This is a genomic window from uncultured Devosia sp. (assembly GCF_964244875.1).
Taxonomy (GTDB): Bacteria; Pseudomonadota; Alphaproteobacteria; order Rhizobiales; family Devosiaceae; genus Devosia.
The window spans coordinates 46,526-59,894 of the sequence record NZ_CAXTKA010000016.1 but is presented as its reverse complement, the minus strand read 5'-3'; the positions used below and the strand labels follow the sequence as shown (position 1 = coordinate 59,894).

The window sequence follows — 13,369 nt, the reverse complement described above, 5'->3', positions numbered from 1 at the left end:
ACTGCCCAGCGCCAATTACTCGAACACCGCATCGGGGTTGGACAGGCTGTCGCTGCCTTCGATGGTCACGTCCGCCAGTTGCAGCAGTGCCACGGCACGCTCGATGCCCCGCGTCTGGGCGATCAGCGCATCGATCGCGGCCTGAACCACGCCATTGCCTTGCATATTGCCCTCGCCGATCTGCTGGTCATAGGCCTCGCCGGCGTCCGAGCGCGCCACCATCTCGGTCATGCGTGCGACGCTGGCGTCGAGCAGGCCGGAAATCTCGCCGTCGAGCGCCGCATCCCTGGCCGCGATCACGTCGGCTATGGATGGGCCTTCCACCACGCTGCCATCGATCCGCTCATACGTCCCCAGATACACATTGCGAATGCCGACCGCGTCATAGAGATGGGAATTGACCGTATTGTCGGAAAAGCAGTCATGCTCTTCTTCGGGATCGTGCAGCAAGAGGCCCAGCTTCATCCGCTCGCCCGCCACTTCGCCGAACGACAGCGAGCCCATGCCGGTCAGGATCGCCGAAATCCCGAGATCGGGCAACGCAGCGCGCGCAGCGCCGTCATCGGTCCACTCGCCGACCATCGCTTCGAGGTCGCTGATCAACAGGCTCGAGGCGGCCTTGAGATAGGCCGCGCGGCGATCCGCGTGCTCGGCGGTCGAATAATCGGTCGCCGGCCGTTTGCCTGCACCCGGGCCGGTGCCGTGCAAATCCTGGCCCCACAGCAGGAACTCGATCGCGTGGTAGCCGGTCGCCACATTGGATTCCACGCCCGCCGCTTCCTGCAGGCTATCGGCCAACAGCGCCGGCGTGATCTCGGTGGCGTCGATCTCTTTGCCATCCACGGTGATCTTGGGATTGGCGATGATATTGGCGACATAGAGCGCATTGCTGTCGCTTTCGGTGCCGTAGCTGGCATCGACATAATCGATCAGCCCCTCGTCCAGCGGCCAGGCATTCACCTTGCCCTCCCATTCGTCGACGATGGGATTGCCGAAGCGGAACGCCTCGGTCTGCTGGTAGGGCACGCGCGCCGCCTTCCAGGCATCGCGGGCAGCCGCAAGCGTCGCATCGCCGGGCGTGGCGATCAGCGCATCGATGGCGGTATCGAGCGCCTTGGCGGTGCTCAGGGAGTCCTCATATCCCGCCAAGGCGATATCGGCATAATTGGCAAGCACGTCGGCATCGCTCGGCGCCTGCGCCAAGGCCGCGACCGGGGCGACCGACACGGTTAGCGCCAGAACAAAACGACGCAGCGCAGGACGAGCGGTCAGCAACATGGAAAGTCTCCGAGGCATAAATTTTTGCACGCTTCCGCCGGTGTGGAGGCGATGTCGTAAACTGGACTATCAAGATCAAGTTAGGAAATCAACCGCCCTGCCAGTAGTTTAGAAGCAGTCTAAATTGGCGCTGCTCGTCTGGGTCCGGCGACGCTGCAACGTTGTAACCCTCGTTTTTGCCCATCTGGACGAAAGCCTTGCAGACGGCACTGTCACAATTGTTACTGGGGGAATGCCGATACACCATAATGATACGCGACCGGGCCGACCGGTGCGGGCCCTATCGCCCGCTGGACCGGCCTTTGCGGGTAGGCGCAGGCCGTCATTCAACTGTCACCAAGCCTGATTACTCAACCGGAAATTAGCCATTGCCCAGCCTCGGGCAGGGGCGCGTGGCCAGCGCCACGGGGGCATCTCAAACGCTGGGCTTTCGACACGACTAAGGCGCTTCGAGCCTGCCTGGACCATCCAGCGCAGACCAGGCTTGGGCAAACAACAAAGTCAGGGAGACTGAACATGATCATGAAGAAGGCACTTGCCGCATCGGTATCGATGCTGGCCATTGTTTCGGTGAGCGCGCCTGCGTTCGCCCAGGCCGATCTCACCGCGCTCTACGAAGCCGCCAAGGGCGAAGGCCAGCTCACCACCATCGCCCTGCCCCACAACTGGTGCGGCTATGGCGCCGTCATCGAAGGCTTCAAGGCCAAGTATCCCGGCATCACCGTCAACGAGCTCAACCCCAATGCCGGCTCGGGCGACGAAATCGAAGCCATCAAGGCCAACAAGGGCAATACCGGCCCGCAAGCCCCCGACGTGATCGACGTCGGTCTCTCCTTTGGTCCCTCGGCCAAGGCCGAAGAGCTGCTGATGCCCTACAAGGTTTCGACCTGGGACTCGATCCCCGCAGATGCCAAGGATGCTGAAGGCTACTGGTACGGCGACTATTACGGCGTGCTCGCCATCGGTGTGAACACCGATATCGTGACCGAACTGCCCACCAGCTTTGCCGATCTCAAGGACCCCAAGTTTGCCAACGCCGTCGCCATCCCCGGCGATCCGCGTACCGGCAACTCGACCATGATGACCGTTTACGCAGCGGGTCTCGCCAACGGCGCTGCCGGCGGCGCCGATGCGCTTAACGCGGGCATCGCCTTCTTCAAGGACCTCAAGGGCAGCGGCAATCTCGTACCGGTCAACGGCTCGGCCCAGAACCTGGCCCAGGGCACGACGCCCCTTTATTTCGACTGGGACTACAACCTGCTTGCCATGCGCGACCAGCTGGCCGGCAACCCACCTGTCGAAGTTATCGTCCCCAGCGACTCGGTCGTGGCCGGCGTCTACGTTCAGGCCATTTCCGCCTTCGCGCCTCATCCGAACGCTGCCAAGCTGTGGATGGAATATCTCTACAGCGACGAAGGTCAGCTCGGCTGGCTCAAGGGCTATTGCCACCCCATCCGCTTCAACGACATGGCGACCCGCGGCGTGGTTCCGCAGGATCTGCTTGACGCGCTGCCGCCGGCCGAGAACTATGCCAAGGCCGTATTCCCGAGCCTTGACGAGCAGGGCTCTGCCAAGGAAGCCGTGGCCGCCAACTGGGCAACCGAGATGGAAGTGCAATAAGCGCCTCGACCGGCTGCTTGCAGTCGCTCGCAACCGACTTTGGGCTGCCGGGACCTGGTTTCCGGCAGCCCGACGGATCTGATCATTTCCTCAATCTGGCGGGCCGACCATGACCGTGATCGCCGAAAATGCCGAACCCTTGGCGCGCCGCGCATCCAAGCCGGTCCCCAATCAGACCGCTGTTGCCAGGATCGACTGGAACTGGCTTGGTGCGGTGCCCTATTTCGCCTTCACCGCGCTGTTCATGATCCTGCCGATCTTCTACATCTTCATCGGCGCGTTCCAGACGCCCGAAGGCAGCTTTACCCTCCAGAATATCCTCGATCTGGCATCGCCCACCCTTGCCAACTCATACTGGCTGTCCATCCGCCTCAGCCTGGCCTCGGCCGCGATCGGCACCGTCTTCGGACTGGCCCTGGCCTATGCGGTGATCCTGGGCGGCATGCCCACCTGGATGCGGCACGCGTTCACCACGTTTTCGGGCGTAGCCGCCAATTTTGCCGGTGTGCCGCTGGCCTTCGCCTTCATCGCCACCCTGGGCCGGCTCGGGCTCGTGACCATCATCCTGCGCGATGTGTTCGGCATCAACATCTACTCGGGCGGCTTCACGCTGTTTTCCTTCTGGGGCCTGGCGCTGACCTATCTTTACTTCCAGCTGCCGCTGATGCTGCTGGTCATCACGCCGGCGCTCGAAGGCCTCAAGACCGAATGGCGCGAGGCTGCTGAAATCCTGGGCGCCAGCCGCATGCAATACTGGCGCATGGTGGGCGTGCCGATCCTGGCGCCCTCCGTGCTCGGCTGCTTCCTGCTGCTGTTCGCCAATGCCTTCGGCACGCTGGCCACCGTCATCGCCCTTACCGGCTCCAACTTCTCGGTCGTGCCGATCGTGCTGTTCCAGCAGATCCGCGGCAATGTGCTCTACAATCCCAACCTGGGCTATGCCCTCGCCTTCGGCATGGTCGTCATCATGGCGGTATCGAACATTTTGTACCTGATGCTGCGGGCGCGCGCCGAGCGGTGGCAGAAATGAAGCGGCAGTTCCCCTACGTCTCGACACTCATCGTCATCGCCAGCGCCGCGTATTTCCTCGTCCCGCTCTATGCCGCATTCCAGTTCTCCCTGCAGATGCGCCGGGGCGAAACGTCCTTGGATGCCTATGCGTCGGTGTTTTCGAGCCCGGTCTTTCTCAACACACTGACCTTTTCGGCCATCACCTCGTTTGCCGCCGTCATCATCGGCTCGGTTCTCGTGGTGCCGACCGCCTACTGGGTTCGCCTCAAGCTGCCCAAGCTCCGCCCCATCGTCGAATTTGTTTCGCTGATGCCGCTCATCATCCCGCCCGTCGTGCTGGTCTTCGGGCATTTGCGCCTGTTCGGCACCAATTCCATCCTGCCGCTGACCGGCAGCGATCTGGGCACCAATATCCTGCTGGTGCTGGGCTATGTGGTGCTGTCACTGCCCTACATGTTCCGCGCCGTCGACAACGGCATGGCCACAGTCGATATCGCCACCCTCACCGAAGCGGCCGAAAGCCTCGGCGCCTCGCGCCTGCGCATCGTCACCCAGGTGATCTTCCCCAATGTGCGCTCCGCCATCGTCTCGGGCGCCTTCCTGACCTTTTCGATCTGTCTGGGCGAGTTCGTGCTGGCCAGCCTGCTCAACCGCCCGGCCTTTGGTCCCTACATGGTGCAGCTTGGCCAGGATCGCGCCTACGAGCCTGCGGCCCTCGCCATCCTCAGCTTCGGCCTCACCTGGCTGTTGATGGCCTTCATGCAATTTTTCGCGACGCGTCGTCCGGGACAGCGCATCCTTCCCCGTTTCCGACCTGCCCGCTAGGAACCTCCCATGAGCTTTCTCAACGTTCGTTCGGTCAACAAGAATTTTGGCAGCAATGCCGTGGTCAAGGGTTTCAACCTGGCGGTGGAACGCGGCGAGTTCATCTCGTTCCTGGGGCCGTCGGGCTGCGGCAAGACCACGGTCCTGCGCATGATCGCCGGCTTCGAGACACCCTCGTCGGGCACGATCACCATCGATGGAGCCGACGTCACCAATCTGCCGCCCAACAAGCGCAAGATCGGCATGGTGTTCCAGGCCTATGCGCTGTTTCCCAACCTCGATGTGTTTGGCAATGTGGCCTTCGGGCTCAAGGTGGCCGGCGTGCCCAAGCCCGAAATCGAAAGCCGCGTCGCCGAAATGCTCAAGCTCATCGGCCTGCCGCATCTGGCCGACCGCTATCCCTACCAGCTCTCGGGCGGCCAGCAGCAGCGCGTCGCTCTGGCCCGCGCCCTCGCCCCCAAGCCGCAGGTCCTGCTGCTCGATGAGCCGCTCTCGGCGCTGGACGCCAAGATCCGCGTCTCCCTGCGCGAAGAAATCCGCGCCATTCAGCTCGACCTCGGCATTACCACCGTCTTCGTCACCCACGACCAGGAAGAGGCCCTCTCCATTTCCGACCGCGTCGTGGTGATGAATGCCGGCAATATCGACCAGCTCGGCCGCCCGCACGACATCTACAACAAACCCGCCACCCGTTTCGTCGCCTCCTTCGTCGGCCAGTTGAACAATATCGAGGGCACCGTCGTCGATCCGACCACCAAAACCGTGTCGATCGACGGCCAGCCCATCATCGTGCCCAACCTGCCCGCCAATACGGCAGTCGGCTCCAGCAGCATGCTGACGCTGCGGCCCGAGGTACTCTCGGTGGGGCCGCGCGACGGCAACGACATCACCCTCGCCGGCACCATATCCGATGTGACCTTCCTGGGCTCGGTGATCCGGCTGCGCGTCAGCCTGGGCAAGAATGTCGTCAGCCTCGACACCTTCAACGACCAGCGCACCGCCCCGCCCACCCGCGGCGAGCCGGTGACCATAAGCCTTGCGGGCAAGGATTTGCTGGCGCTCCAGCATTAGCCGCTTGCGAGGTAGGCAATGAGGGCGTTACCACCGTCTCCGTACCCAGGAGCAAAGCGCCGTGGAAACTCCTTTCGTCACCACTGACTGGCTGTCCCGGCACCTGAGCGATGCCAATCTGGTTATCCTCGACGGCTCCTGGCACATGCCGGCGGCCAACCGCGATGCACAGGCCGAATACCTTGCCGGCCATATTCCGGGCGCGGTGTTTTTCGATATCGACGCCATTGCCGATACCAGCACCGACCTGCCCCATATGCTGCCTGCCCCAAACGACTTTGCCCGCATGGCCGGCGCTCTGGGTCTGGCGGAGGACATGACCATCGTCATCTACGATGAGGCCGGCCTGTTCTCGGCGCCGCGCGTCCGCTGGACGCTGCGGACCATGGGGGCGAAAGACGTTCGCCTGCTCGAAGGCGGCGGGCCGCAATGGCGGGCGGAACGCCGCGCCATCCAGAGCGGCCCGGTGACCCGCGCACCGCGCACCTTCCGCGCCAGCTTCAACCCGGCCAATGTCGCCAACTTCCACACAGTGCAGGCCCGTAGCCGCGATCATGCAGCCCAGATCGCCGACGCGCGTGCAGCGCCACGGTTCAGGGGCGAAGTGCCCGAACCTCGCGCTGGCCTGCGCGGCGGTCATATTCCCGGCAGTGTCAATGTGCCGGTCGGCGCGCTGACCGTGGATGGCAAGATGCGGCCGGTGGGGGAGCTCAAGGCGCTGTTTGCCGAGCAGGACCTCGATCTCGACAAGCCCATCATTACCAGCTGCGGCTCGGGCATAACCGCGTCGAGCCTGGCGCTGGCACTGGAGCTGGCAGGCGCCAGGCAGGTTGCGGTCTATGACGGGTCATGGGCGGAGTGGGGCGGGCGCAGGGATGCGGAGGTCGAGGTTTGACGGCAGCGGCGTAACGCATGATGACTGATGGGTCCTCACTTTTGCCCCTCGCTCTTCTCCCAAGGCTATCGTAAATGGCTTTAACCTGATCTGGCCAGCGCCCAGGACGGCTCCTCCCCCTTCCAGGGGGAGGTTGGGTGGGGGTACGAGCGCCCCAAATATTAGGGCCAGCAGACCCCACCTTGATCCTACCCCTGCAAGGGGGAGGCGTTGACTGGGGCATTTTGGCAAGAGTCTTGGCTATATTCGGTAGCCCTACCTCTCCCCTGAGAGGGAGTGGAGGACGACCTGCGCAATGCGCCACGGCATCTATCAACCCGCACGCCGCCACCCTGAAACCAAACCGCCGCGATTTTGCGATCGCGGCGGCAAATCAATCCCGATCGAAACCGGTCAGGCCTTGTTCTTGTTATAAAGATCGAACACCACAGCGCCGAGCAGGACGACGCCCTTGATCATCTGCTGCAGGTCGATGTTGATGCCCAGGATCGACATGCCGTTGTTCATCACCCCGAGGATGAACGCGCCGATCACCGCGCCTGCCACCTGGCCGACACCGCCCAGCGCCGAAGCGCCGCCGATGAACACGGCCGCGATCACGTCGAGCTCGAAACCCTGGCCGGCTTTGGGAGTGGCGGTGTTGAGCCGCGCTGCGAAAATGAGCCCGGCCAATGCGGCCAGTGCGCCCATGATGACGAAGACATAAAAGGTCAACCGCTCGGTCTTGATGCCCGATAATTGCGCCGCCTTGGGATTGCCGCCCAGCGCATAGATGCGCCGGCCGATGGTCATGCGCTTGGTCATGAACACGAACAGGGCAATCAGGATCGACATCACGATCAAGACGTTCGGCATGCCTCGGTACGAGGCGACGAGAAAGGTAATGTAGAGGATCAGGCCGGCAATGATCGCGGTCTTGACCACGAACAGGGGGAAAGGCTCGGTATCATAACCATTGTTGCGGCGGCGGGCACGGGTGCGCAGATTGGAAAATACCATGCCCAGAATGATCAGAACGCCGATGACCATGGTGGTGGAATGCAGCACCAGGCTGGTTCCGGCAACGGCCTTGCCGGCCGCATCCAGCGTCGGCTGAATCAGCGTGATCGGGCCGATGACATCGGGAATGAAGCCGGCGCTGAGCAGCTGGAACTCGGTGGGGAACGGACCGACGGACTTGCCGCCGAGCACCGCCAGCGACAGGCCCTTGAATACCAGCATGCCCGCCAAGGTCACGATGAACGAGGGCACTCGCATATAGGCGATGAAATAGCCTTGCGAAGCGCCGATAATGGCGCCCAGCACCAGGCAGAGCAGGCCCGCCGGAATGGCCGGCACATGATATTGCACCATCAATATGGCGGCGATGGCGCCGATGAACCCCGACACCGAGCCGACCGACAGATCGATATGCCCGGCCACGATGACCAGCAGCATGCCCAGCGCCATGATGATGATGTAGGAATTCTGCAGCACCAGATTGGTCAAATTGACCGGCTTGAACATCACGCCATTGGTGAAAATCTGGAAGAACAGCATAATCGCCAGCAAGGCGACAACGAGGCCATAATCGCGCAGATTGGCCTGCAGGATCGAGCGGCGTGTCGGGCGAGCCACCAACTGGCTCGGCACCTCTGTGGGAAGGGGTGCGGTTTCGGTGGTCATGCGGTTCTTCCTTCTGCCCGGACAATGGCGCGCATGATCTTTTCCTGGCTGGCCTCGCTCCCCGCGAGTTCGCCTACGATGCGGCCTTCGTTCATAACGTAGATGCGATCACAAATCCCCAACAGCTCGGGCATCTCCGAGGAAATGACCAGAATGCCCTTCCCCTCGCCCGCCAGTCTGTTGATGATCGTGTAGATTTCATATTTGGCACCGACGTCGATGCCGCGCGTCGGCTCATCCAGGATCAACAGGTCCGGATTGGAGAACAGCCACTTGGACAGCACGACCTTTTGCTGGTTGCCGCCCGACAGGTTGCCGGTGAGCTGGAACACGCTCGATGAGCGGATATTGGTGGCCTTGCGATAATCGTTGGCCACCTTCATCTCGGCCATGTCGTCGAGTACGCCGCCGCGCGATACGCCCGGCAGATTGGCGATGGTGACGTTGTTCTTGATATGGTCGATCAGGTTCAGCCCGTAGGTTTTGCGATCCTCGGTGGCATAAGCCAGACCCGCGTCTACCGCCCGGCGCACGGTGGAGGTATCCACCGGCTTGCCGTTCATCAGCACCTGGCCGGTAATCTTTTGCCCATAGGTGCGACCGAACACGCTCATGGCAAATTCGGTGCGGCCCGAGCCCATCAGCCCGGCAATACCCACCACCTCGCCCTTGTTGACGTGGATACTGACGCCTTTGACCACCTGCCGGTCGGCATGCAGCGTGTGATAGACCGACCAGTCCTTGACCTCGAACATGGTCTCCCCGATCTGGGGCGTCCGGTCCGGATAGCGGTCATCGAGCGAGCGGCCCACCATCGAGGTGATGATGCGGTCCTCGCTGATATCGGCCTTGTTCATGGTCTCGATGGTCTTGCCATCGCGGATCACGGTGACCCGATCGGCGACGCGCTTGATCTCGTTGAGCTTGTGCGAAATCAGGATCGAGGTGATGCCCTGCGTCTTGAAGTCGATGAGCAGGTCGAGCAGCGCCGTGCTGTCCTTTTCTGACAGGGACGCGGTCGGCTCGTCCAGGATCAACAGCTTGACTTCCTTGCTCAAGGCCTTGGCGATCTCCACCAATTGCTGCTTGCCCACCCCGATATGGGTGATCAGCGTATCGGGATCTTCCTTCAGCCCGACCATGGTCAATAGCTTGCGGGCGCCATTGCGGGCCTCGTCCCAGTCGATGACGCCGTTCTTGGCGGTTTCATTGCCCAGGAAAATGTTTTCCGCGATCGACAGCAGCGGCACCAGCGCCAGTTCCTGGTGGATGATGACGATGCCCTGGTGCTCGCTGTCCCGGATCGTCTTGAATTGCATTTCCTGGCCGCGATAGATGATCTGGCCATCATAGCTGCCGGCGGGATAAACCCCGCTCAAGACCTTCATCAAGGTCGATTTGCCGGCGCCGTTCTCACCCACGATGGCGTGGATTTCACCCTCGCGTACGTCCAGATTCACATCCGACAGCGCCTTGACGCCCGGGAAAGTCTTGGTGATGCCGCGCATCTCCAGAATTGTCGTATCCATCGCTTCGCCTTCGATTTCACGCAAGCGCGGCGCTTAGCGCTATTTTTGATCCCATACAAGTGCGGCACGCCGACGTGACGGGAAAGGGCCCCGCGTTACCGCGAGGCCCCCGATATAAAAGCCCGAATTACTGGAGCTCTTCGGCCTTGATGTAGCCTGAGTCGACGACGAGTTCCTTGTAGTTGGACGCATCGACGGCATAGGGGGTCAAAAGAACCGAGGGAACAACCTTGACGCCATTGTTGTAGGTGGTGGTGTCGAGGCCTTCCGGCGTGCCGCCGGTCAGCAGCGTGTCGACCAGGTCCGCGGTCTTGGCAGCCAGTTCACGGGTGTCCTTGTAGACCGTCGAGTACTGCTCGCCCGCAATGATCGCCTTGACGGACGGCACTTCCGCATCCTGGCCCGAAATGATCGGCCATGGCTGATCGGCGGCGCCATAGCCCACGCCGCGCAGCGACGAGATGATGCCACGGCTCAACCCGTCATAAGGCGACAGCACGGCATCGACGCGCGAGCCGTCCGAATAGTTGGCCGAAAGGATATTGTCCATGCGTTGCTGGGCAGCGGCACCGTCCCAACGCAAAGTACCGACAGTTTTCATGCCCATCTGGCCGGACTTGACGACCAGGTCACCCTTGTCGATCAGCGGCTGCAAAACCGACATCGCGCCATCATAGAAGAAGAAGGCGTTGTTATCGTCGGGCGAACCGCCGAACAGCTCGATATTGAACGGGCCGGGCTTGCCGGGATAGCCCAGGCCGGTCAGCAGCGAATTGGCCTGGAGCACGCCCACCTGGAAGTTGTCGAAGGTAGTGTAGAGATCGACATTGGCGCTGTCGCGGATCAGGCGGTCATAGGCGACGACCTTGATACCCGCATCGGCGGCCTGCTGCAGCACGGCGCTGAGCGTAGTGCCATCGACGGCGGCAATGACCAGCGCCTTGACGCCCTTGGTGACCATGTTCTCGACCTGCGAGAGCTGGTTGGGGATATCGTCTTCCGCATATTGCAGGTCGACGGTATAGCCTTTGGCGGTCAGCGCGGCGACCAGTGCGTCACCGTCCGAAATCCAGCGCAGCGAGGACTTGGTCGGCATGGAAATGCCGATCGCGCCCTTGTCCTGGGCGAAAACCGCGGTCGAAGCGGTCAGCGCCATGGCGCCAACGGCGATCACGGTAGCAAGCGTTTTTAGAACCTTCATCTCGACTCCCTTTGTGTCTTTCGAGTTCAGAAGCTTGAATGGATATCCTGGAAGGATGACAGAAGAAGAAACCTGGCCGCGGACGATCCGCCTGCCCCGTCGCCAACCCCATGCCCGCAAAACCGCGTCGCATCAGCCTGCACCAACCTGCCAGGGCCAGCCATCCCGATGTCCTGCATGAAGTCCTCCTGCACGGCGGCAGAAGCCGCCGGAGCCCTCCCAAGCCCACGGGTGCAGCCTTAGAATAATCAGATACCCTTGTAAAGTGCGATTGGTGGCCCGGCGGCACTTTCCAGCGCTACCGAACGTTAAGCATAGTGCCTGCGTTTTGGCCGATTGCGCCCGCAGGGCAGTCTGGATATGGTGCCGGCTCGCGATACCGGATCATCCTTCGCACGGCCACAAAAGAGGCGTAAGGTAAACCAAAGGTATCTGATATCTCGGAGGAGATGTGACTCAGCATGGTGCGGACGACCGGCTCGATACCCCCAGCGCCGCCAGCACGGTCGCCGGGGACCTGGCACGCCTGATCCTGGGCGAGCTTGCGCCGGGCACCAGCCTGCCCAGCGAAGCCGACCTGGCCACCCGCTACGATGTCAGCCGGCTGACCATCCGCGAGGCGGTCAAGATGCTGGAGGGGCGCGGCTTGCTCGAAATCGCCCGCGGCCGCAAGGCGGTCGTGCGCGCCCCCGACGGCTCTGCCTTCGCCGATTTTTTGACCTCGGTCATTCGCTACGATGCCAAGGGACTGTTCGATCTGGTGGAGGTCCGGCTGTCGCTTGAAGTGCAGTCGGCAACCCTGGCCGCGCGGCACTCGACCCGGGCCGGCGTCGCGGCGGTCGAAGCGGCCTTGCAGGGCATGCGCGAGGCGGCCGACGGCGCCATGAACCTGCCCAGCGAAGAGGCCGAACTGCGCTTTCACAGCTGCGACGTCGGTTTTCACGAAGCCATTGCCCTGGCCAGCGGCAACCGGGTGCTGGGCTATCTGTTCGAAGCCATGTCGCTGCCGCTGCGCGAAGGCTTCTACATCAGCCGCCGCGGCCATGAGCAGCGCGGCCATACGGTCCAGGACACGCTACAAGCCCATCAGCGCATCCTCGATTGCATCAAGGCCGGCAATGGGCGCGCGGCCGCCGAAGCCATGCGCTTGCATCTCAAGGATACCGAGCGCGACATTCGCGCCGCCCTGACCAGCCGCCCTGCCCGCGCCGAATAGCCTTGCGATAGCCCCTTGCGGCATGGCCCGGCATAACCGAATAATCCGCCGATAGTGCGGGACCAAGTCATGGCGCCAAGACAAGACAGTTCCAGCCACCGGCTGGATGACGCGGCCCGGGCGGGCTGGCTCTACTATGTGGCCGGCAATACGCAGGAGGAAATTGCGTCCAAGCTGGGCATTTCCCGGCAATCGGCGCAGCGCCTGGTATCGCTTTCGGTCAGCGAGGGCCTGATCAAGGTGCGGCTCGATCACCCGATCGGCCGCTGCATGGACCTGGCCGGCCGGCTGCGGTCGCGCTTCGCGCTCGACCTGGTGGAAGTGGTGCCCTCCGATCCGGCGAGCGACTCGACCATCATCGGCCTTGCCGAAGCCACCGCCGCCGAAATCGAACGCTGGCTGCGCCGCTCCGACCCTATCGTCATGGCCATCGGGACCGGCCGCACGCTCAAGGCCGCCATCGAACAGCTGACGCCGATGGAGTGCCCGCAGCACAAGGTCGTCTCGCTGACCGGCAACATCGCGCCCGACGGCTCGGCGGCGTTCTACAACGTCATTTTCAACGTCGCCGACATGGTCAAGGCGCGCAGCTTTCCCATGCCCCTGCCCGTCATCGCCTCTTCGGCGCGCGAGCGCGAACTGCTGCATGCCCAGCCCATGATTCGCGAGACCCTGGCCCTGGCGGCGCAGGCCAACGTCACCTTTCTCGGCATCGGGGATATCGGTCCTGAGGCGCCGCTGTTCGTGGATGGGTTCATTACCAAGACGGAATTGCATGCCCTGCAGCAGGCCGGCGCCGTCGGGGAAATCTGCGGCTGGTGCTTCGATGCGGATGGCAAGCTGGTCGAGGGACTGACCAATAACCGCGTCGCCAGCGCGCCCATGCCCTCGCGCGAGCGCTCCCTGGTTGTGGCAATTGCCATGGGCCGCAAGAAATTGCCCGGCATCCGCGCCACGCTCAACCGCCGGCTGGTCAATGGCCTGATCACCGACGAGCGCACCGCCGAAAGTTTGTTAACTTAGTTTAACCCGTTGCAATAACTGAAATAATCACGTTC

11 protein-coding genes are annotated in these 13,369 nt (G+C 62.5%); 7 read left to right on the top strand and 4 right to left on the bottom strand.

The genetic code is table 11. The annotated features are described in order from the left end of the window. Positions 1-15 precede the first annotated feature (15 nt). Entirely contained in the window at positions 16-1,278 is a 1,263-nt protein-coding gene (locus ACFE8X_RS16135) for an imelysin family protein (RefSeq protein ID WP_375452518.1), read from the bottom strand. 522 nt (positions 1,279-1,800) lie between these two features. Between ACFE8X_RS16135 and ACFE8X_RS16130 the strand changes: the two genes are divergently transcribed. The 5 genes from ACFE8X_RS16130 to sseA all read left to right on the top strand — a co-directional run bounded on the left by ACFE8X_RS16130 (position 1,801) and on the right by sseA (position 6,700). After that, positions 1,801-2,898, top strand: coding sequence for an ABC transporter substrate-binding protein (locus ACFE8X_RS16130; RefSeq protein ID WP_375452540.1), 1,098 nt, complete (start codon positions 1,801-1,803; stop codon positions 2,896-2,898). Positions 2,899-3,007: 109 nt separating this feature from the next. Then, positions 3,008-3,928 carry an ABC transporter permease gene (locus ACFE8X_RS16125; protein ID WP_375452517.1) on the top strand — a complete coding sequence of 307 codons (921 nt, stop codon included), beginning with the start codon at positions 3,008-3,010 and terminating at the stop codon, positions 3,926-3,928. Further along, positions 3,925-4,734 (top strand): ABC transporter permease, encoded by an 810-nt coding sequence (locus tag ACFE8X_RS16120; RefSeq protein ID WP_375452516.1) that lies wholly within the window; start codon positions 3,925-3,927, stop codon positions 4,732-4,734. Before ACFE8X_RS16125 ends, ACFE8X_RS16120 begins: the two co-directional genes overlap by 4 nt. A 9-nt stretch (positions 4,735-4,743) precedes the next feature. Next, positions 4,744-5,805: an ABC transporter ATP-binding protein gene (locus ACFE8X_RS16115; RefSeq protein WP_375452515.1), complete on the top strand. Its 1,062-nt coding sequence runs from the start codon at positions 4,744-4,746 to the stop codon at positions 5,803-5,805. 61 nt (positions 5,806-5,866) lie between these two features. Beyond that, on the top strand, positions 5,867-6,700 hold the full coding sequence (gene sseA, locus ACFE8X_RS16110; RefSeq protein ID WP_375452514.1) for a 3-mercaptopyruvate sulfurtransferase: 834 nt from the start codon (positions 5,867-5,869) through the stop codon (positions 6,698-6,700). A 393-nt stretch (positions 6,701-7,093) separates the two neighbouring features. Here the strand turns inward: sseA and mmsB are convergent, their stop codons facing one another. The 3 genes from mmsB to chvE form a co-directional block, all read right to left on the bottom strand. Then, positions 7,094-8,365 carry a multiple monosaccharide ABC transporter permease gene (gene mmsB / locus ACFE8X_RS16105; protein ID WP_375452513.1) on the bottom strand — a complete coding sequence of 424 codons (1,272 nt, stop codon included), beginning with the start codon at positions 8,363-8,365 and terminating at the stop codon, positions 7,094-7,096. Then, positions 8,362-9,894, bottom strand: a complete 1,533-nt coding sequence (mmsA, locus tag ACFE8X_RS16100; protein ID WP_375452539.1) for a multiple monosaccharide ABC transporter ATP-binding protein — start codon at positions 9,892-9,894, stop codon at positions 8,362-8,364. Before mmsA ends, mmsB begins: the two co-directional genes overlap by 4 nt. A 127-nt stretch (positions 9,895-10,021) precedes the next feature. Then, on the bottom strand, positions 10,022-11,050 hold the full coding sequence (gene chvE / locus ACFE8X_RS16095) for a multiple monosaccharide ABC transporter substrate-binding protein (RefSeq protein ID WP_375452538.1): 1,029 nt from the start codon (positions 11,048-11,050) through the stop codon (positions 10,022-10,024). 496 nt (positions 11,051-11,546) lie between these two features. Here chvE and ACFE8X_RS16090 point away from each other — a divergent pair, with 496 nt between their 5' ends. After that, positions 11,547-12,311 (top strand): FadR/GntR family transcriptional regulator, encoded by a 765-nt coding sequence (locus ACFE8X_RS16090; RefSeq protein WP_375452512.1) that lies wholly within the window; start codon positions 11,547-11,549, stop codon positions 12,309-12,311. 69 nt (positions 12,312-12,380) lie between these two features. Further along, positions 12,381-13,334 (top strand): sugar-binding transcriptional regulator, encoded by a 954-nt coding sequence (locus ACFE8X_RS16085; protein WP_375452511.1) that lies wholly within the window; start codon positions 12,381-12,383, stop codon positions 13,332-13,334. The last annotated feature ends 35 nt before the right edge of the window (positions 13,335-13,369 follow it).

Bases quoted from the DNA above. Each gene is read 5' to 3' on its own strand.
- ACFE8X_RS16125 (WP_375452517.1), top strand. From the start codon at position 3,008: ATGACCGTGATCGCCGAAAATGCCGAACCCTTGGCGCGCCGCGCATCC.
- chvE (WP_375452538.1), bottom strand. From the start codon at position 11,050: ATGGCGCTGACCGCTTCGACCGCGGTTTTCGCCCAGGACAAGGGCGCG.
- ACFE8X_RS16085 (WP_375452511.1), top strand. From the start codon at position 12,381: ATGGCGCCAAGACAAGACAGTTCCAGCCACCGGCTGGATGACGCGGCC.
- ACFE8X_RS16130 (WP_375452540.1), top strand. From the start codon at position 1,801: ATGAAGAAGGCACTTGCCGCATCGGTATCGATGCTGGCCATTGTTTCG.
- ACFE8X_RS16120 (WP_375452516.1), top strand. From the start codon at position 3,925: ATGAAGCGGCAGTTCCCCTACGTCTCGACACTCATCGTCATCGCCAGC.
- ACFE8X_RS16135 (WP_375452518.1), bottom strand. From the start codon at position 1,278: ATGTTGCTGACCGCTCGTCCTGCGCTGCGTCGTTTTGTTCTGGCGCTA.
- mmsA (WP_375452539.1), bottom strand. From the start codon at position 9,894: ATGGATACGACAATTCTGGAGATGCGCGGCATCACCAAGACTTTCCCG.
- mmsB (WP_375452513.1), bottom strand. From the start codon at position 8,365: ATGACCACCGAAACCGCACCCCTTCCCACAGAGGTGCCGAGCCAGTTG.
- ACFE8X_RS16115 (WP_375452515.1), top strand. From the start codon at position 4,744: ATGAGCTTTCTCAACGTTCGTTCGGTCAACAAGAATTTTGGCAGCAAT.